General features: G+C 67.6%; 14 protein-coding genes. 13 read left to right on the forward strand and 1 reads right to left on the reverse strand.

Translation table 11 applies throughout. From position 1 onward, the window contains the following. The first annotated feature begins 65 nt into the window (after positions 1 to 65). From KFB96_RS03550 to KFB96_RS03600, 11 genes are all read left to right on the forward strand, one after another. A complete protein-coding gene (locus tag KFB96_RS03550; RefSeq protein WP_213459053.1) occupies positions 66 to 701 on the forward strand; it encodes a hypothetical protein in 636 nt (211 codons plus the stop codon). Between the two features lie 61 nt (positions 702 to 762). Continuing rightward, a complete protein-coding gene (locus tag KFB96_RS03555; protein ID WP_213459055.1) occupies positions 763 to 1,158 on the forward strand; it encodes an HI0074 family nucleotidyltransferase substrate-binding subunit in 396 nt (131 codons plus the stop codon). Continuing rightward, a complete protein-coding gene (locus KFB96_RS03560) occupies positions 1,143 to 1,487 on the forward strand; it encodes a nucleotidyltransferase domain-containing protein (RefSeq protein ID WP_213459057.1) in 345 nt (114 codons plus the stop codon). The genes KFB96_RS03555 and KFB96_RS03560 overlap by 16 nt, the downstream gene beginning before the upstream one ends. A 69-nt stretch (positions 1,488 to 1,556) precedes the next feature. After that, a complete protein-coding gene (locus KFB96_RS03565; protein WP_213459059.1) occupies positions 1,557 to 1,841 on the forward strand; it encodes a lysylphosphatidylglycerol synthase domain-containing protein in 285 nt (94 codons plus the stop codon). Between the two features lie 177 nt (positions 1,842 to 2,018). Beyond that, the gene (locus KFB96_RS03570) at positions 2,019 to 2,576 is read left to right on the forward strand and encodes a CDP-alcohol phosphatidyltransferase family protein (protein ID WP_213459061.1); all 558 of its coding nucleotides are present in this window, start codon (positions 2,019 to 2,021) and stop codon (positions 2,574 to 2,576) included. 280 nt (positions 2,577 to 2,856) lie between these two features. Then, the gene (locus KFB96_RS03575) at positions 2,857 to 4,344 is read left to right on the forward strand and encodes a hypothetical protein (RefSeq protein WP_213459063.1); all 1,488 of its coding nucleotides are present in this window, start codon (positions 2,857 to 2,859) and stop codon (positions 4,342 to 4,344) included. Continuing rightward, positions 4,341 to 6,140 carry an SrfA family protein gene (locus tag KFB96_RS03580; protein ID WP_213459065.1) on the forward strand — a complete coding sequence of 600 codons (1,800 nt, stop codon included), beginning with the start codon at positions 4,341 to 4,343 and terminating at the stop codon, positions 6,138 to 6,140. Before KFB96_RS03575 ends, KFB96_RS03580 begins: the two co-directional genes overlap by 4 nt. 223 nt (positions 6,141 to 6,363) lie before the next feature. Further along, positions 6,364 to 9,357 carry a virulence factor SrfB gene (locus KFB96_RS03585; protein WP_213459067.1) on the forward strand — a complete coding sequence of 998 codons (2,994 nt, stop codon included), beginning with the start codon at positions 6,364 to 6,366 and terminating at the stop codon, positions 9,355 to 9,357. 16 nt (positions 9,358 to 9,373) lie between these two features. Beyond that, positions 9,374 to 12,151 (forward strand): putative virulence factor, encoded by a 2,778-nt coding sequence (locus KFB96_RS03590; protein ID WP_300971266.1) that lies wholly within the window; start codon positions 9,374 to 9,376, stop codon positions 12,149 to 12,151. Positions 12,152 to 12,267: 116 nt separating this feature from the next. Further along, positions 12,268 to 13,497, forward strand: a complete 1,230-nt coding sequence (locus KFB96_RS03595; protein WP_213501714.1) for a hypothetical protein — start codon at positions 12,268 to 12,270, stop codon at positions 13,495 to 13,497. A 362-nt stretch (positions 13,498 to 13,859) separates the two neighbouring features. After that, positions 13,860 to 14,402 (forward strand): hypothetical protein, encoded by a 543-nt coding sequence (locus tag KFB96_RS03600; RefSeq protein WP_213459071.1) that lies wholly within the window; start codon positions 13,860 to 13,862, stop codon positions 14,400 to 14,402. Between the two features lie 341 nt (positions 14,403 to 14,743). Here KFB96_RS03600 and KFB96_RS03605 read toward each other — a convergent pair whose 3' ends face one another. After that, positions 14,744 to 17,005, reverse strand: a complete 2,262-nt coding sequence (locus KFB96_RS03605) for a hypothetical protein (RefSeq protein WP_213459072.1) — start codon at positions 17,003 to 17,005, stop codon at positions 14,744 to 14,746. Positions 17,006 to 17,354: 349 nt separating this feature from the next. Between KFB96_RS03605 and KFB96_RS03610 the strand changes: the two genes are divergently transcribed. Then, positions 17,355 to 19,370 (forward strand): vWA domain-containing protein, encoded by a 2,016-nt coding sequence (locus KFB96_RS03610; RefSeq protein ID WP_213459074.1) that lies wholly within the window; start codon positions 17,355 to 17,357, stop codon positions 19,368 to 19,370. A gap of 68 nt (positions 19,371 to 19,438) precedes the next feature. Next, positions 19,439 to 20,185, forward strand: coding sequence for an ABC transporter ATP-binding protein (locus KFB96_RS03615; protein WP_300971267.1), 747 nt, complete (start codon positions 19,439 to 19,441; stop codon positions 20,183 to 20,185). Positions 20,186 to 20,267: the final 82 nt, after the last annotated feature.

Here is a 20,267-nt window from a genome sequence, read left to right on the forward strand (position 1 = left end):
TCACGGCGAGTAAGCATCCGGAGTGCGCGTGCCTTGAAGACATGAAGGGGCGTAGGCGCGAATTTTTGGCACAGACACGCCGGTCGTTTCGCCCCGGAAAATCACGTCAGAGCCTGTTCATCCTGCCGCGGGCCTTCAGCCTGGTGCTTGCCGGGTATTTCGTCCTCACCAGTGCCTATTCCTTCTGGCTCAAGCGCCGACCGATCCTGGATGTCATGACCCTGGCCGGTCTCTACACCGTACGCGTCATCGCGGGCGCGGCAGCCGTCGCCATCGCGCCCTCCTTCTGGCTGCTCGCCTTCTCCATGTTCATCTTCCTGAGCCTGGCGCTGGTGAAGCGCTACACCGAGCTACAGGGTCTTCTGGAGCGGGGCGAACTAACCGCGACCGGGCGCGGCTGGCACGTCGAGGATCTACCGCTGGTCCAGAGCCTGGGCACCGCAGCCGGGATGGCCTGTGTGCTGGTGCTCGCGCTCTACATCGATAGTGAGCCGGCACAACGCCTCTATGGCAGCCCCGAAGCGCTGTGGCTCGTCTGTCCGCTGCTGCTCTACTGGATCAGCCGGCTCTGGTTTAAGACCCATCGCGGCGCGATGCACGATGATCCGGTGGTCTTCGCGCTGCGCGATCGCATGAGTCTCGTCATTGGCGTCTGCACGGTCGGGATCCTCCTTCTGGCAAAGATTGGGGTTGCGCAATGACCGTTTCACACCGGTATGCCTTACCCTGTCGAACAGCTACCCATCCTGAGCCGAAATCCTCATGGACATCGAACGTCTGAACGAACGCATCGCGGATTTTCTCAAAGGCGTGCATCAACTCGAGCGGGCCGTGGCCGAGCCCTTCAGCGAATTCACGCGCGATGCAACGATTCAACGCTTTGAATTCTGCTATGAGCTGGCCTGGAAGATGGTCAAGCTGAAGCTGGAGCAGGAGGGCATCAGTGCGCTCACGCCGAGACAGGCGCTGCGGGAGGCCTTGCAGGCCGCACTGATCGAGGATGGAAATGTCTGGAGCGAGATTCAACGCTACCGCAATCTCACCAGCCATACCTACGATGAGAAGCTGGCCGACGAGGTCTATGCCTTCATCAGCCAGCTGGCCCTGGTGCGATTTCAGGCGTTGGCACGCGAGGCCGAAACATGGAAGACACCATGACCTTCGGCTTGTCCGAACGCATCCGCGCCGACATGGGACAGGTGTTTGCGCAGTATCCGGCGATCGAGCGGGTGCTGATCTTCGGCTCGCGTGCCAAGGGGAGCGCCCGTCCGGGCTCGGACATCGATCTCGCCGTGATTGCGCCCGAGATGAGCGACTCGGAATTCGCTCGCCTCTGGAACGCGATCGACGACCTGCCGCTGGTGTTCAAGGTCGACCTCCTGCACTGGGACCGTCTCGCCAACCCGCGCTTGAAAGACAAGATCCCGCGCGAAGGCTGCCTCTTCTACGCCCGACCGACGGACCGCCAGGCGGAGGTCGCGGCATGACCCAGCGCATCGAATGCTCGCCGGTGTCGATCATGCGGGGCTCCTTGGGCGCCGATGGTTGGGGTCGAGGTGTTTCGGTCACAGCCCATTCACCTTCGGATCGTAAACGATTCGCTTGAAGACGATATACATGACCTGCTGATCTATGTCGCCGGCTTCGCCTTGTTCTTCCTGCCCGGCGGGCTCGGCGGCGCGGAGGCTGCGATGGTGGCTTTGTTGGTGGCGGGCGGGACGATGTTCGGAACAGCGGTGTTGGCGACCGTCATCTGTCGCGCCGTCACCCTTTGGTTTGCGGTCGTGATTGGGGTCGGCGCGGTTTTTGTGTTGGGGCGTCGCCGACTGCAGGTTTACTAAACCGCAGCAGTTGCGCGGACAGCTGAGCGATGTCCGGTGAGGCGGGCGACATTCGCTGGAATTCTCCCAGCCGCTGGTCAGGCCGGCATTGGTCTTGGACAGGCGCCATAGACCCGGCTAGCATCAACCGCATAGGCATCAAGGTTTGGTGCCGCCCCCGGCGACCGGAGTCCGTGCGTGAAGCTCAGGGATCTTCCAAACATCATCAGCGTCCTGCGACTCGTCGCGGTCGCGCCCGTTATGTATCTCCTCTTGGCCGGCGATTACGGCTGGGCCTTGGCGCTGTTCGCCGCGGCGGGCGTGTCGGACGGCCTGGACGGCTACCTGGCGAAACGTTTCGACTGGCGTACGCGCTTGGGCGGGATCCTGGACCCGCTTGCCGACAAGGCATTGCTGGTCGGGTGTTTTCTGGTCCTGGGTTGGCAGGGGCTGGTCCCGGTCTGGCTCGTGATCGCCGTGATCCTGCGGGATCTCGTGATCGTGACGGGAGCCGTCGTCTACAACTACCGCGTCGAGGCGGTCGAGGCCGCACCCCTGCCGATCAGCAAGCTCAATACGGTGCTCCAGATTGTGCTGGTGGTGATGGTCATCATGGCTGCGGGGCCGTTCTGGCTTCCCGAAGGGCTGATCGACATGATGATCTGGGCCTGTTTCGCGACCGTCGTCGTCAGCGGCGCGCAGTATGTTTGGATCTGGGGTCGCAAGGCGCGGCAGCGCGGTTGGCGGGAGCATTGATCCTTTGGCGGTGGCGCGTGCCCTGGATGTGTCGTTGTCGTTGTCGTTGTCGTTGTCGTAATCGTAATCGTAGTCGGATTCCGGACGACCACGATTACGACAACGACAACGACAACGAGTAGAGCCTTCGACCACTTTTCCTGGTTAAACCGCGCCCAGTGCGGTATGCGATGTTTTTGGATGGGATCGGCCCCGGCGGATTTCGGAACCGCTGGAGCCGGCGCGGTTTAAGGCTCTGCCGGTAGATCCTTTTCCGGAAATCATCTTAAGGGAGGCTTGGTTGGCACCATCACTGCGCGTCGCACGGGTCGACATCGGCGGCTATCGACTGCCGACCGAGGAGCTTGCCGGGCTCGACGACCTGCATCGCGAGCTCCAGACCCTCATCCGCCGTCATCTGCCGAGTGTCGCCGCGTCGGTCTTCGCCTTGCCCGTGCCCTGCGCCGACGGCAAGACGGTCGACTGGTACAGTGATCTGCCGGGCCAGCCGACGCGGCTGACGGCCTTGCCCGCCGTGCGCCGCGCCGCGATGAAGGCCAAGCTCGAGGAGCGGCTGGATGCCTTGCGCCGGCTCGCCGATGCGCTGCCGACGCGGGTGAAGGGCTCCGAGTCCATCGCCGCCATCCTGCGCGCCGCAACCCGGTATCCGGACGACTCCCACGTCTATGTGATCGGCGACGAGCCCGTGCTCACGCTCTGGGGGTTCGTGCTGGTGGAGGAGACGAGGCGCGGGCGCTCCGATGGTCCGGTCCTCGCCTCGGCCTCCGCGCCCGAGCTGCCTGTGCGGCGCCGTCTCCGATGGGGGTGGGCCGTCATGATCCTGCTGATCCTCGGGGCCGGTCTCGCGGGCGGCGGCTGGCTCTGGCTCGATCGGCGCGAGGCGGGCTCGCTCGCGACCGAGCTGCAGGCCGGTCTCGATGCGGCCTGCACCGGGCGGGATCGGCTCGGGGCGCTCGCGCTGCGGATCGACCGGCTCGATCCCGAACGCAAGGGCTACGCCGAGCTGCGCGAGCTGATCGCCACCGAGCAGGACCGTTGTGCCGCGGCCGAGTCGCTCGATCGCGCGGTGATCGCTGCCGATTGGGATTGCGCTCGGCTCGTCGAGATGCGACAGGGTCTGGCCGGGGCGGACGGCGAGTCGCCGACGCCGGGACCGGATCTCGATCGCGAGCCCTTCGTCGGCATCGTCGCGCGGCTCGACGAGCGCATCGGTGTCTGCGAGACCTCGGCGCAGGCGGCGTCCGAGCTGGAGCGTCGGCTCGGCAACTGTGCGGCGCTGGCCGAGCTGGGCGTTGCGGTCGGTCTGCCTGAGTCCGAGCCGGCGTCCGATGCCGCGCCGGACGAGACGCCGTGGCGACCGGTCCGCGAAGGATTGGCCCGCGAGCTTGCACGCTGCGCCGAGGCCGACCGGCTCGTGGTCGCGCTGGATGCGGCACTGGGGGCGGACGACGGGGGTTGTTCGGCCCTCCTGAAGCTCGATCGCGAGTCGGCCGGGCTCGATGTCGCCGGACCGCCGCTTGCGGCCCTGCGGGAGCGGCTCGACACGGAGTTGGCACGCTGCGCCCGTGCCCAAACCTATCGTCAGAAGCTCGTGGATGCTCAAATGGACTGCGCCGCCTTGCGGACGCTGGATGGGGAGCTGGCCGTCGAGGACGCCGAGCGCGAGCCGCTGCGTGCGATCCGCGGCCGGCTCGACGAGGCGCTGTTGCGCTGCGACACCCTGGAAAAACTGGAAACGTCCGTCGGCGAGGGACTCAAGACACCATGATCGGACCATTACTGCGCACCGGAACCCTGACCGACTATCACCCGGTCGGCGCCGTCGGCCACCCGGTGTATCTCGCTGCGGCCCAATTGCGCGCCGCCTTGGCCCGTCGGCTCGGCCCGGATCTCGCCGACAGCTTCGCCATTCCGCAGCGCAACGAGGACGGCGATACGCTGGATTGGTACGCCCCGCGCCCCGGCCCGGTCGTGCCTTGGAGTGCCGCGAGCCCCGAGGAGCGGCTTTCGGCCCAAAGCCAGCTCTTGGAGAATCGCACCCGGATCGACGAGCTTGCCCGCACCATGCAGGCCGATCCCGACCCCGAGCGTCAGGTCTTCGCCCGTCTGCTCGCCCATGTCTTCAACTTCCCGGACGAGGACCACGTCTATCTGGTGGACGGCCGCCCGGTCGTCAGCTTCTGGGGTTTTGTGCGCGATCGCGAGGCGGTTGGCTCCGACCCCTTGGTGAATCCGGGACGGTTTGCCGCCCCGCCGACGGAGTGGTCGCTCGACCTGACCGACGAGCCTCGGCAGGACCCGAGCCCGAGTCCGAACCCCGCCCCGCTGACTCGCCGCGGTCTCCCCTGGTGGATCTGGTTTCCGCTCCTGCTGCTCGCGTTGGTGCTGCTGCTTCTCTTCCTGTTGCGCGGCTGCGTCCCCGACGCGTCGACACCCTTCGCGGAGTGGGCCCCGGAATGGGTCCCGGACTGGGTTGCGGAGGAGCTCACGCCGATCCTCTCGGAGCCGCCCGCCGAGGATCCGCGCTTGGTCGATCCGTCGATTCGGGACGAGTCGGTCCTGCGCGATGTGACGATCGATTCCGGACAGCTCCGGGATCGGACCCTCTTCGAGAGCGACCTGCGCAGCGACCGAACCACCGACACCAGCGCCATCTCGGTGACCGACCAAGGCGTCGCGGTGGACGAGACGACGCTCTCGGAGAGCGAATCGACGCGCCTGCTGGATGAGACCGATCGTTTGTCGGAAGGCACGCCGGTTCTGGACGAGACGAGCGCAACGGATGCAGGGGAGGGGGCCGAGGAGTTGCCTGTGCTCCCCGGCGAGGAGCTCGATCCGGATGCGTCCGAGACCTTGCCGTTCGAGGGTGAGGTTCCGGGCGCGGATGCCGAGCTGCCCCTGGTCGATCCAAACCTGGATGCCTCGATCGTCGACACGGTGGCCGATCCGACCGCGGCCGATGGCGACGGGGCACCGGCGGAAGGACAGACGGCCGAGGACGGGGCTGGCGAGACGCCCCCGGGGCCGGACGCCTCGGACTCCGTCTCGCCCGAGGAAGGCACCGAGCCGCCGACGGGTGAGGGCGATGCGATCCCGGCGACGCCTGGCCCAGCCGGCTCGACCGCGGACGAAGCCGAAGGCGCGCCCGGCGCGGTTCCGGGCACCGTATCGGCCAAGGGCGGCGCAACCGGCCCGAGCACAGCGCCCGGCGCGACCCCGCAGGCGCTCGGCGGCCTGACCAGCGGCTGGAGCACCGCCACCTCTCTGCAAGATCCCAAGACCGGTCTGCCGATCCAGATGGAATACCGCACCCAAGAGGGTCAGGGCCAATTGCGACTCAAACGCCACGACGGCAGCATCTGCCAAAGCGGCGCCGCGGCATCCGTGCAGGGCGAGCGTCTGGTGATCGACAGCAGCGGGGATATCCGCTGCGCCGACGGCACCAACTTCGGCCGCCCGAGCGTGGAGTGCGCACCGGGCAAGGACGGCAAACCCGACTGCGTCGGCCGTTATCCCGGCGGCGGCACCTTCTCGCTCGACGTGCAGGGTGCGGCGAGCGAATGAGTGGATGGAGTGCCCTCGCGCAATGGCGCTGTAGGTTGTGCCGAGCGAGAGCGAGGCACAACCAACCGCCGGCGGATGTTGTGCTTCCTACCGTCAGCACAACCTACGGGCTGTTCTTTTAATCGTCTAAACTGCGCCGGCTCCAACGGTCGTCAAGTCCGCCGAGGCCGACACCATCCAAAAACATCGCATTCCGCGCTAGGCGCGGTTTAGGTTGTAGGCCATGCTCGCGAGACTGGTGAATTTCGAAACCAAGGTGACGCTGATCGCCGACAGCGGCGTCCAGTTCCTCGACTTCGGCTTGACCCTCGCGTTGCGCAAGGCCCTGCCCGGCGAGTTCGTGGTGCAGGAGAGCAACCGCTCGCTTGCGCGTCTGCTCTACGACGAGCGCACCAACCAGCTCTACTGGCCCGATCGTCCGGGCATCCCCTTGAAATCTCAACTAAGCGTGCCGGTCGACGACTCGGCGCGCCTGCTCGACGGCATCTGGCTGCCGGTGCCCGTGCTGCGCCTGCACCCGCCGAGGCGCTTCGCGACGGGGCCGGAGACCTGGGCACGTCTGCGGTTGTTGGCCCTCTCCGCGGAGGAGTCGGCCGCGACCGATCACACCCATCGGCTCACCCTCGCCATCGACACCAACCTGCTGGCCGATGCCGAAGACCTGCGCTATCTCGCCCCGACGGAGGCCGATGTCGGCGCCGGTGCGGCCTTTGCCTTCGCGCACCGCGCCCACGAGATCGGCTGGTTCCCGGAGCTGCCATGGGTGGCGGGCTGGATCCAGGAGGTCTTCGACGAGCGTGCCGGCCCGCGCCTGCGTCTGCCGCCCGAGGACGTGGAGGCGGAGCGCGAGCGTCTCGCCCATCACGCCCATTATCTCAACCTGCTCGCGGTCATCGGCGAGGCCGGCTGTATCCCCGAGATCAAGCTGCTCGGCAACAAGGCGACCGATGTGCAGCCGGCGGTGCCGGTCGACATGGTGCTGGACGTCGGCAACTCGCGCACCTGCGGCATTCTGATCGAGCAGCACGCCAAGGAGGGCGATGTGCTCGGACGCCGCTACGAGCTGGAGCTGCGTGACCTTTCGCAGCCGCAGCATCGCTACAACGAGCCCTTCGAGAGCCGCGTCGAGCTGGCCCAGGCGACCTTCGGCAAGGAGCACTGGGCGCACAAGAGCGGACGCGCCGGGGCCTTCCTCTGGCCGACCATCGCCCGTGTCGGCCCCGAGGCCGCACGCATGGCCGGGCGTCGTCGCGGCACCGAAGGGGCCACCGGCATCTCCAGCCCCAAACGCTATCTCTGGGACGAGGATCGCTTCGACACCGGCTGGCGCTTCAACAGCGCCTTCGTACGGACCGAGATCGAGCCGATGGCCACGGCCGCGCCCTTCTGCAATCTCATCAACGAGGTCGGCACCGCGCTTTACACCTTGCCCGAGGCCGACCGCATGCCGGTCTTCATGCCGCACTACTCGCGCAGCGCCATGATGATGTTCATGCTGGCCGAGGTGCTGACCCAGGCGCTCTGCCAGATCAACAGCCCGGCGCAGCGTCTGCGCATGCCCACGGCCGATCTGCCGCGCCATCTGCGCACCCTCATCCTGACCATCCCGCCCTCCATGCCCAAGCAGGAACGGGATCTCTTCGCCGAGCGGATGCACCAGGCCGTCGGGCTGGTCTGGAAGGCGTTCGGTTGGCACCCCGAGGACGCGCCGATCGAGGGCCCCGGCGCCGAGCTGGCCTGGCCCCCGTTCCCGAGCATCGAGGTGCGCTGGGACGAGGCGACCTGCAGTCAGGCGGTCTATCTCTACAGCGAGATCCAGAACACCTTCGCCGGGCGTGCGGAGGAGCTGTTCGCCATCGCCGGACGGGTCCGCGATGCCGAGACCGGGGGCCGGACCGGAAGCGAGGGACCGCGCCTGCGGATCGCGACCGTGGACATCGGCGGCGGTACCACGGACCTCGTCATCAACGACTATCGGCTCGAAGGCGGACGCACCGGCGCCAATCGCACCATCGAGCCCGAGCAGCGCTTTCGCGACGGCTTCAAGGTCGCCGGCGACGACATCCTGCTCGAGGTCATCGGCGCGACCCTGGTGCCGGCCCTCAAGGAGGCGGTGACCGCCGCCGGGGTCGAAGAGCCCGACGCCCTGCTCTCGCGCCTCATCGGCTCGGATCCCGTCGATGTTCAAGAGGGGATGCTCCGCCAGCAGCTGGCGCTGCAGGTGCTTTATCCGGCGGGGCTGGCGGTGCTGAAGGCGTACGAGCGCTTCGACCCGGTCCAGGGCAGCGAGCCGCATACCCTCGCGCTCTCCGAGCTGGTCGCCGAGATCAGCCCCGAGGGGCCGACCGATGCGGTCCTGGACTGGTTCGCGGGCGGCGTGCGCGATGCGACCGGCGGGACGGTCACCGGCTTCTCCCTGCTGGACTGCCCGGTTCGGCTCGATCTCGACCGCACCCATCAATTGTTCATGGAGGAGCGCCTCGAGGTCACGCGCGCCGTGCGCTCACTGTGCGAGATCGCGCACCTCTACGACTGCGACCTGCTTCTGTTGACCGGGCGCCCGTCGCGCCTGCCGGGCTTCCAGGCGCTGGTGCGCGCTCTGTTGCCGTTGCCGCCGGATCGGATCATCGCGATGCACGACTATCGCACCGGCGCCTGGTATCCCTTCAATCGCCGCGGGCGTATCGCCGACCCCAAGACCACGGCCGCGGTCGGCGCCATGCTCTGTCTGCTCGGACAGGGTCGGCTGCCCAACTTCTCGTTCCGAGCCAACGCCTTCCGCCCCTACTCGACGATCCGCTATCTCGGCATGATCGACCGCAACCGGATGATCAAGGCCGGCGATGTCTATTACAGCAATGTGGACCTCGACGACCCCGAGTACCAATTGCCCGAGACGACCATCCCCATGACCGGGGTGATGCATATCGGGTATCGTCAACTCGCCGCCGAGCGCTGGGGTGCCCAGCCGCTTTATCTGCTCGACTTTGCCGACGACGAGGTTCGCCGTCTGCTTTACACGCAGGGCGGCGTGCTCCAGGTGCGTTTGGAGCGGATGCGCGGTGTGAATGCCGAGCGTTTCCGAGTCGCCGCCGTGGAGCTGGAAGGCGGACGCGCCTTCGGTCGCGGTGTCGTGGCCCTGAAGCTCAACACACTGGCCAGCATCGGCTTCGATCAGGACAGTTACTGGCTCGACAGCGGGTCGATTTTCAGGTGAGCGCGGAGCATCGCAAATGATGGGTGACACTCGAGACACACGCGCAGCCGACCTGATTCGCCGCAGCCGGGCCCTTTACGACGGCAGCGGCGAAGCAATAGATTGGGTCGCCGAGACACGCCGTCACTCCCAGCGGCTGGATCGCGAATCCGACAGCCTGACCGACAAGCTGCGCCGCACCCGCAACCTCGCCACGCGCCTGGGACGCGCGGCCGGGCGCTCGGTCAGCGTCGGCTTCTTCGGCCTGTCGCAGGCCGGCAAGTCCTATCTGATCTCCGCCCTCGCGGCCGGGGAGAGCGGGGAGCTCGAGACCCAGGTCGAGGGCCGACGGCTCAACTTCATCCAGCACGTGAACCCGCCCGGCCACGGCAAGGAGGCGACCGGTCTGGTGACCCGCTTCACGCGCCGTCCGAGCACGGCACCGCCGGGTTATCCGCTGGAGCTGTCGCTGTTCTCCGAGGTCGACCTGGCCAAGGTGCTCGGCAACGCCTTCTTCAACGACTTCGACCGCGAGCAGGTCGAGGTCGACCTCTCGCCCGGCCATCTGCGCCGCCACCTCGCCGCCCTGCAGGCGCGCCGCACCGCCGCACCCGTCGGCGGGGTGAGCGAGGACGACGTGGTCGACCTGCTCGAATATTTCGAGAAGCGCTTCCCCAAGACCACCGAGCAGCTCAAGGCCGACTATTGGCCGACCGCGATCGCGCTGGCGCCCTATCTGGAGCCGCCGGACCGCGCAGCACTCTTCTCCGTGCTCTGGGGCGAGGTGCGCGAGCTGACCGAGACCTATCTGGCCCTGCGCCGGGGACTGGCCGACGCCGGTCACGCCGACGCCGCCTATGCCCCGCTCGCCGCGCTGGTGCGCACCGACGCGAGCGGCGAGCTGAGCCAGGGCGACAGCATCATGAACGTCGACATCCTCGAGCGACTCGGGCGCGACGACGCCGACCGTATCGAGATCGTCCCGCGTCGCGGCGACACCCTGCTGCCGGCGGTTTCTCTGCCGCGCTCGTTGCTCGCGGCCCTGACCACGGAGCTGCGCTTCGTGCTGGCCGAGACGCCGCGCACCGGGCTCCTGGAGCAGGTCGATCTGCTCGACTTTCCCGGCTATCGCGGGCGTCTCGCGGTCGCGAATCTGGCCGAGGTGCGCAAGCAGCTCCAGGACGATCAGGTCGACCCGGTCGCCCAACTGGTGTTGCGCGGTAAGGTCGCCTTCCTCTTCGAGCGCTACACCGATGACCAGGAGATGAACCTCCTGGTGCTCTGTGCCCCCTCGCACAAGCAGAGCGATGTCAAAGACCTGGGGCCGGTTCTGGAGACCTGGGTCCATGCCACGCAGGGTGCGGATCCGGCCACCCGCGCGCGCCGCGATCCGGGCCTGATCTGGGCCTTCACCATGTTCGACTTTCGTCTCAACCCGGTCCCGAGCGAGACCGAGGACCTGATGCGCAAGGGCTGGGAAGGCATGATGAAGCTCGCCCTCCTGGAGCGCTTCGGCGCCTACGACTGGTTGCGCGAATGGTCGCCCGGCAAGCCCTTCGACAACCTCTTTCTGGTGCGCAAGCCGCGCATGGCGACCGCCGTGATCGAAACGGACGAGACCGGCGAGCAGGCCATCCTGCCCGGCCAGCGGGCGCGTCTCGACCTCTTGCGACGCACCTTCTGCGAGGATCCGACCGTCCAGAAGCATCTTGCGGATCCCCACGCCGCCTGGGACGCGATGCTCAGCTTCAACGACGGCGGCATCGCGCGCCTCGCCGACTATCTCGGCCGGGTCGCCGCGCCCGAGGGCAAGCTCGCCCGAATCGGCGAGCAGCTCGACGCGGGGATCGAGGAGCTCGTCCGGCATCGCTTCGGGCCCTATTTCCGCGCCGAGGGCGCGGCCGAGGTCGACAACAAACGCCGCCTCGCCGATCGGGTGGTCGGGGCGCTGCGTCAGCGACCCAATCGCTTCGCTGCCTTGCTCGGCGCGATGCAGCCGCCCAAGGAGGGGCTGCGCGCACTCTATCTGCGTGCCGACGCCGCGGCCGGCCAACCGGCGGCGACGACCTCGGCAGGCGCGCCGGATGCGGTCCGCCCCACGGCGCCCGGCGGCGACGGCGGCCTGATCGATCTGGACGCCCTGCTCGGCGGGTCCGCATCCGGCTACCCCTCGGGCACGGACCGCGCGGCCACCAAGGGCAGCGGCGACGCACCGCCCCCCGCGGCGACCAACGAAAACGCGGCACGCTTTGTCCGTGCGGTGCTGAGCTACTGGGTCGGCCACCTCAAAGCGCTGCCCGAGGACCCGCACTGGCTGCGCCACATGGGCCTGGACAAGGGCGCGCTCGAAGATCTGATCGGCGAGCTGATCACGGGCGCCGACCGCTCGGGTCTGGATCAAGCCCTGATCGGCCTGATCGACAGCGCCGAGTCCCAAACCGCCGCGATGCGCTCTCAGCTCGCCGAGCGTCAGGTCTACGTCACCGCGACGCGCATCAATCGCTTCGTCGATTACCTCGGCAGCGACGACTTGCCGCCCGACGACCGCCCGCGCTCCCTGGTCGGCCAACAGCGCCCGGTCTTTGCCCCGCCCCCGCCGATCCCGCCCCGCGGCATGCCGGTGTTGCCCGCGACCCCGGTCAATTTCCCCGCACTCTACATCGTCGACTGGTTCGAGGCGTTCCGAGCGCTCGCCATCGCCAACGCCGGCCACGCCGCCGGGCGCGACATCTCGCCGGAGCACAATGCCCGGCTCGGCCAGATTCTCGCCTTGGTCGCCGGGAGCAGCCCCGGCGGGGCTGTAGGGGCGACTTGAGTCGCCCCGGACAAGGCCGGCAGCCCTGCGCAGGCGGGATGCCGATGCCTGGACATCGCCTTGACCACGCGATCCCGTCAACGCCTTCAAACCCCGAAGACCACAGGTAGACCCCGATGGCCCTGAAGCTCGATCTCCACCCGGCCGGTCCGGGCTCCGCCCGGCTGCTGATCGCAGGCACACGACCGAGCCCCGAGACGGTCTCGCTCGCCCTGCAACGCAATGACGGGCGTTACCTGGGGCTCGATCGCCAGTGGCAGGTCACACCGCACTGGCACCCGATCTTCACCGCCGAGCCCTTATCCGACGGCCTCAGGCTCACCCTGGGCGCCGACCTGGTGGACAGCATCGTCGGCGTCGGCGGCGCGCCGTTGCGCGTGGTCGCCAGGCTCGACGACGTCGAGGACGCCGGCACCCTGCGGATCCGCGGCGAGTTGATCGGGTCCGGCGCCGCCGCACCCCGCTCGGCATCCAGGGATCCGTTGGAAGAGACCATCAGCGTCCGCAGGCCCGGAGCCGAGTCCGCGCGCGACGCCGAGCCTATTTCCGAGGCCGACGACTTCTCGCTCGACCTCGAGGGTCATGCGGATCCCCGACCAACCCCGCGCCCCGCCGCACGCTGGCCTTGGTTCGCACTCGCCGCCGCCCTGCTCTTGGCCGGCGGCGGTGTCGGCGCTTGGTGGCTCGGTTGGTTCGGCGAGACACTGCTGACGGGTTCGGATGTCGCTCAGGTCGTCGAGCCGACCCCGGACCCCCCGCCCGTCCCGGAGGACGAGTCGGGATCGACGCATTCGGGCGAAACAAAACCCCTTCCGGAACCCGATCCCACCCTCACCGGCATCGCGCTGGCAAGCCGTTTCCTCGCCGACAAACCAACCCCGGCGGCCATTTTCGAGCGCGCCGAGCAGCTCGAGCAAGGCGGCGATTGCCCCGCCGCCTATGCACTCTACAGCGAAGCCGCCAACACCGATCCCACCTTCGCGGCCCGCCTTGCGCGTCGCTACGACCCGCTCACCCATCGCCCCGGAACCTGCATCGCCGCCCCCGATATCCCCTACGCGATCGTCTACTACAGCGACGCCGCCGAAGCCGGCGACATCGAGGTCCAGCGCCGCCTCGGCCAGCTTATGGCCGAGCATGAGGTATCGGGGCCGACGCACGAGGCGGGGCTTGGTTGGCTGCGCAAGGCCGCGTCTGCGGGTGACGATGGTGCCCGCCGGTGGCTTGAAGCCCGGGTGACGGCCGATAACCGCATCACTCTAAACCGCGCCCAGTGCGGTATGCGATATTTTTGGATGGGATCGGCCCCGGCGGATTTCAGAACCGCTGGAGCCGGCGCGGTTTAAGGTATTAAAAAATATAAAATTTTAAACCGCGTCCCCCGCTAAGGGTCGTGGATTCACCAAACTTCGAACCCACTCGAAAGTGAGCATCTCGCTCTGGACGCGGTTTAGATGTCAAGATCGCGAGTCGGTTTAATCGTGCGTTGTCTCCCGACTTCTATGCCTATGCGTTTTTCGTAGCACGCCGCTCGCTCGGGTAAGAAGACATCCCGCCGGGTTATCGGTGGATCCTCGAAGGTGCGCGCGAGACGCCGAGGAACGACCCGTCGCCGAGGCGACGGGCTCGCAATGGTCACAACGACGACTATGCTTTATGGGAGTCGTTCGCGAGACCACGGCTCGCCCGAGGAAGCAGGAGGAGTGACATGGACAACAGCATCTGGTTTTGGCTGATCGTCGGCGCGGTGTTTACGCTCGCCATTCTCAAGACCCACGCCGAGCACCGCGGCTACGCGACTGCGAAGGAAGCCTACCAAGCTGCCCTCGCGGCCTTGGCCGACGACCCGGCCGACACCGCTCTGCGCCAAGATGCCCTGCGCAAGGGCCGCGCCCTCACCGCTGCCGGTCGGCGACTCAACGCCGGAGCCAAGACACCGCGTGTCAGCGTCCACGACGAGCTGGCCATCCGCAACGACCTCGACGCCATCCACGCAGGTGCCGCGCCCGCACTCGCCGGCATCGCAGAGGGTCTCGCCAGGCTCGCCGCGCTGCATCATGAGGGCGTTCTGACGCCGGAGGAGCTTGCCCTTCTGAAGAAACAGATTACCGGTCGGTCGAGCGGAGTCGAGGACGCGATTCGGCTTCTGCGAGGACTGAAGGCCCTCGAGCGCGAGGGCGTGCTCACCGAGGGCGAGTTCAACATCAAAAAGTGGGACATCCTCTCCAAGCGCCTGCTGCGTAAGGATTGAGCGGCCGCCTGCCGAGCGGTGCATCGCTCGGAATCCATTTCCACGGTTGTCGTTCTCGTTCTCGTTGTCGCTGTCGTTGTCGTAATCGACAACGACAACGACAACGACAACGATATTAGACTCGGCGCGCAACTTATTGCTGACATGTGACCTAAACCGCGCCCAGCGTGGTATGCGATGTTTTCGGATGGGATCGGCCCCGGCAGACTTGACGACCGTTGGAGCCAGCGTGGTTTAACATATTAAAAAATATTAAATTTTAAACCGCGTCTCACCGAGATCGAGGACATCTCAAAAGCCAAACGCAAAACGAAAATGTCGCATGTCGCTCTGGACGCGGTTTAGCGTCGCCGCCCGAGACAAAGGTCGCTGCCGTTTCCGCTGCAGATCACCCGTCCGCTCGCATCGTAAGCGGCGTAGGAGACCTGGACGATGCCGCGACCACGGCACCCGTAGAAGAGATCGCCGCGCCAGGTGTTGCGGCCGATCTTGCGCAGTGCACAGTTGCGGCATCCGACGTTGGTGGAGGTCACGCGGGCGACGCGCTCGCTGGCCGGCGGATCGATGGTGACGATGTGTCGGACGCGGTCGCCGTCCCAACCGGAGGTCGGGTCGATGGTGAGGCGTCCTGTGCAGTCACCGCGCATGGCGAAGGAGCCGCTCTCCTTCGGGATCGGGGGCGGGGCAGAGGGCGGGGCAGTCGGTTTGGTGCCGGGCCTGGTTTCCGGTGGCGGGGCCTTCGGGGGCGCTTGAACCACGACAGGTTTCGGTGGCGGCGGGCGGCAGGGGCCCATCCGCTCGCCGAGCGCTTGGCGGACCGGTCGCAACGTCGGGGCGGACTCGCGCTTGAGGTCGCGCTCCAAGGCGACGAGTCGGGTGCAGTCGGTGCCGGCCTCGGCGAGGCGTCGGGTGTAGCGGTCGATCCGATCGCAGTCGGCGATCGGCGCCTCGAGTGCGTCGCGCGCCTTGGAGAAGCGCGGGTCGCCTTGCTCGGCGAGACCTGCGGCCAACGCGCGTGCCTTGGTGCAGTCTCCCCCGATGGCCGCGATCTGCTCCTCCAGCGCGTCGACCTCGCTGCAGAGCGTCAGCTCGGGTGCCAGGCGGGTGCGGATGTCGAGGAAGCGGAGGTTGTTTCGGTAGACATCGAGCCCTTCGGCCAGTGCCCGGAGAAGGTCGCAGTCGCCGTTGGCCCCCGCGAAGCGCTGCTCCAGGTCGTTCAGGTCCGCGCATTGGCGCAGCGCAATGGCGAGCCTCTCTGCCACGGCGGCGAGTGGCTCGCGGTCCGGGTCATGGCGCGACAAGGTCTCGTCGAGTCCGGCGAGGGCCAGACAGTCGTCCTGCGAGCGGGCCAGCTCACCCTCCAAATGATCGGCGAGGTCGCAGCGCGCGAGGGCGTCATCGAGCCCGCGCCGGATCTCGCTCAAGGGTGGACGGCTTGCGTCCAGCTCGACGAAGGCGGGGGCGCTCTCCCGCGCCAGGGTGCGCAGCGCCGTGCAGTCGTCGGACGCCTCGGTTAGCCGCGGGCCAAGCGTCTCGGCGAGCCGGCAGGCGGCGAGCGCGCGGTCCAGGCCGATGCGCAGCGCGGCGAGCTCGCGGGCTGGCTCTTCGAGCGTCGCGATCTCCCGTTCCAACTCGGCGACGGCGAGGCAATCGCCGACGACCGCAGCGAGGCGTTGGGCGAGTCCCTCGACCCGCGTGCAGGCCGAGATCCGCCGGTCCAAGTTGGCCTTCAGGCTCAGGAAGGGTTCGCGCTCGAGGTCGTAGAAGGCAAGCTCGGCGTCCAAGGCGGGCAGATGATCGCAGGGCGGCTCGGTCGCGAGCCGTTCGGTGAAGAGCGCGGCCTCCTCGCAGATACCGATCTCGGTGAGGACCGCCATGCGGATGTCCGCGTAGCGCGTGTCCTCCCGATCGATCCGCTCCAGGCGGGAGGCGAGCTCCATGAGCGGCGCGACCGGGTCGCAGTGGTTGGCCAAGGCGACGGCGAGATCCTCGCGCAAGCCTTCCTCGGTCTCCTGCAACTGCCAGAGCCAGAGGCCCAGGCCGAGCCCGAGGCCCAGGGTTGCGAGTGCGACCAACCCCGGGACCGGCAGGATCCACGAGGGGCGGCGCCGTGGGGGCGGCACGGTCGCGGGATCGGACGCACCTGCGGCGGGGGGCGGACGGCCGGGGTCGGTCCCGCCCCAGGAGATCAGCACCGGGGCGCCGCCGATGACAAAGACCGCCTCGTCGCCCGGGTAGACAATGGCGCGCTTAAGGAGCTGCGCGGGCTCGGGATCGTCCGGCTCGCGGCGCGCCAGCTCCTCGGCGAGATGTGAGATCGCGTTCAGGTGATCGTCGAGGACACGACGCGCCACCCTCTGCGCCTCGTCGGGCAGGTCCAGCAAAGGCCGTGGTTGTCCGGCCAGCGCGCTGGTCCAGGTGACCGTCCCCGAGCCGTCGACCGCGATCTCGGGACGGGCGAAAAGGGCGGCCGTTGCGCCCGGAAGATGGCGTCTCAGGGTGCGGCCGAGTGCGTCGAATTGCCGCCAGGGATGATCCGGCGCAAGCCGATCGGGGTGCGGACCGGCGTAAATCAGGGTCAGAATACGAACCGAGGGTGTCATCGGGAGCTCCCGAGCTTTCGATTGAGTCTGATTCTAAACCGTGTTCCGGGTGAACCGACGTGTTTCCGATGAGGGTACCCTGTGTCAGCGGTTGAGTCGTCTCGATGCCAAACGACGGCGGGTCTTACCCGTCGCTTCGGCCAAGGCTGCACGTGGCGCAGAGCGCCACGGGGCATGCGCGACACCGCGGAGCGGGTGTCACGAGTCCCGGGTTTCATAAGCGGAGTTCCGATCAAGGCCGATGCTGGATATGCTGCGCACTCTATAGACACGAATCGGTTCATCGACGTTTCCGCGTCGCGTAATGAGCTCTCGGAGCATGGCAACGACAGGAGCCGGGATGACTGGAATGCACCTGAAGAGATGGTTGGTTGTTTGGCTGCTGCTGGGCGCGGTGGTCCTGGCTGCGGCGCCGGTCTTTGCCGCGTCGCCGACCGATCGCTCGCCCTTGCTGCAGGAGGGGAAGAAGACGCTCTTTCAACGCGTGCTGACGCGTCCGGGGGCGATGCTGACCGAGCAACCGGGCGGCGATGCCGGGCGTCCTGTCGATGCCTTCTCGCGCTTCTATGTCTATACCGAGACCGAGCGGGACGGGCAGCGCTGGCTCGAGGTCGGGGTCGACACCAAGGGCAAGGTCAGCGGCTGGCTGCGGGCCGGGGACACGGTGCTTTGGAATCAGCAGATCGCGTTGGCCTTCACCAACCCGGGCGCCGCTCGCGAGCGCGCGCTGTTCTTCGATTCCTGGGACACGCTCAACGGCCTGCTGGCGCTGCCGGATCCGGCCGCCGAGGTCGGCCCGCTGACCCGCGAGATCGCCGAAGGCGGGCGCGATCCGCGCGTGGTCGCGATCGAGCCGGATCGCTTCATCGACATCAACTCACGCTTCTATCTGCTGCCGATCCTGGATTTCGCAGAGGTCTTTACCGACTCGGGTCACCTGATGCGCGGTCTGAAGGTGGCCTCGGTCAGCGAGACGGCGGCCCCGACGAGCACGCCGCATCCGGACGACAGCACCGAGCCGGTGAGCCAGCTCGGCAGCTTCCGCGCGGCGGTGGTCTTCATCATCGACTCGACGATCTCGATGCAGCAGTACATCGACGAGGCCCGTGCCGCGGCCGAGCAGGTCTACAAACGGATCGAGGGCTCCGGGCTACTCGACAAGGTCTCCTTCGGGCTGGTTGCCTTCCGTGCGCCCACCGCCGATCCGGCCAAGGCCACATCACTGGAGTATGTCGCGCGGATGTTCGTCGACCCCGCGGAGGTCTCCTCGGGGCTCGAGTTCCTGACCCGCGCATCCAAGGTCACCGAGGCGAAGGTCTCGACCGACCGGTTCGACGAGGATCCTTACGCGGGCGTGATCACGGCCTTGGAGGAGATCCCCTGGAACCGCTTCGGCGCCCGCTATGCCGTGCTGATCACGGACGCCGGCGCGCTCGAAGGCGATGCCTCAACCACGGGTCTGCATGCCGAGCAGGTGCGTTCGGAGGCGGCCGAGAAGGGTGTCGCCCTCATGGTGCTGCATCTCAAGACGGTGCAAGGGAAAACCAACCATGCGGCAGCCGAGGCGCAGTATCGGACCCTGGCGAACAATGCCGCGATCCAGCGCAGCCTCTATTTCTCGGTGCAGGACGGCTCTGCCGCGGCACTGGGCAAGGCGGTCGCCACGCTGTCCGATACCGTGATCGAGAGCATCGAGGCGTCTGCTCGCGGCGAGCTCGCGGCGGGCAGCGCGCGTGCCGCAACGGCAACCGCAGTCCCGCCGACCCCCGCCGTTGCACAAGACCCCGAGACCACCTCGCTTCGGGAGGCGACCCGAGCGCTCGGTCACGCCATGCAGCTCGCCTATCTGGGCCGAGAGGAGGGCACGCGCGCCCCGTCGGTCTTCGAGGGCTGGATCAGCGACAGCGATCTTGCCGACCCTACGGTGCGGACGGTCGACGAACGGGTGTTGATCACCAAAGACCAGTTGAGCGATCTGCACGGGATCCTCAAGCAGATCGTCGATGCCGCGGATGCCGGGATGCTGAAACCCGACGCCTTCTTCGACAGCCTGCGCTCCATCGCCGCCCAATACGGACGCGATCCGGCGCTCGCCGCGAGCCCGCAGGCGACCAAGCTCGCGGATCTCGGTCTGCTCGGGGAATACCTCGACGGCCTGCCCTACAAGAGCGACGTCATGACGCTGGATCAGGACACCTGGTCGCGCTGGGGTACGCAGCGTCAGTTCGAGTTCGTCAGCCGGCTCAAGGGCAAGATCAAGCTCTACGAGCGCTACAACGCCGACACCGATCGCTGGGTGAGCTTGGCCGAGGGCAGCCCGGCGGGGGAGTGGGTCTATCCGGTGCCGCTGCGCGATCTGCCCTGATGTGTCCGCGGATGTCGCCTGTCGAGACCGTCTCCGCTCGCACGATGCCGTCCGATTCTCCGAATTCGTTGACCGCCGGCCTTCTGATCGAGGCGACCGGTCTGGGCTATCGCTACGGCCACGGCAGCGGGTCCTTCGAGGTCAGGGTGCCGCGCTTGAGGATCGCCCGCGGCGAGACGCTGGCCATTACCGGCGAGAGCGGCAGCGGCAAGAGCACGGTGCTGGAGCTGCTCGGGCTCGCCGCTGCGCCGCTGCCGGGGGCGTGCTTTCGCTGGCATGCAGCGTTGCGGCTGGATGCGGCGGCGCCCGTGGATGTGGCTGCGCTGTGGTGCGCCCGCGCCGAGGGCGCACTCGCGCGGATGCGCGCCCGGTCGATCGGCTTCGTGATGCAGACCGGCGGACTCCTGCCCTTCCTGACCGTGCGCGAAAACATCGGCATCAACCGCCGCCTGCTCGGGCTTCCGGTCGAGAACGCGCGGATCGACCACCTGGTGGCTGCGCTCGAGATCGAGTCGCTGCTGGACCGGCGTCCGGCGCAGCTCTCGGTCGGCCAGCAGCAGCGCGTCGCGATCGGGCGCGCACTGGCCCACGGACCGGCGCTGGTGCTGGCGGACGAACCCTCCTCGGCGCTCGATCCGCGGCTCGCCGACCGTGTGCTGGGTCTGCTGCGCGATCTGGCCGTCGAGAGCGGTGCCGCGGTGGTGATTGCGACACACGAGCAGGGGCGCGTGCGTGCGCTCGGCCTGCGCGAGATCCGGGCGCGTCCGCTCGATGCACCCGACCGGCTCGGCTCCTGCTTCGAGGACGCGCCTTGAACGGCGCGGAGTGGATCGGACTTGAGTCCGACACGGCCGTGCCGTCCTGCCTCGGTGCTCTTGTCGGGCTAAAGCCCGACCC

Source organism: Thiocapsa sp., assembly GCF_018399035.1.
Classification (GTDB): domain Bacteria; phylum Pseudomonadota; class Gammaproteobacteria; order Chromatiales; family Chromatiaceae; genus Thiocapsa.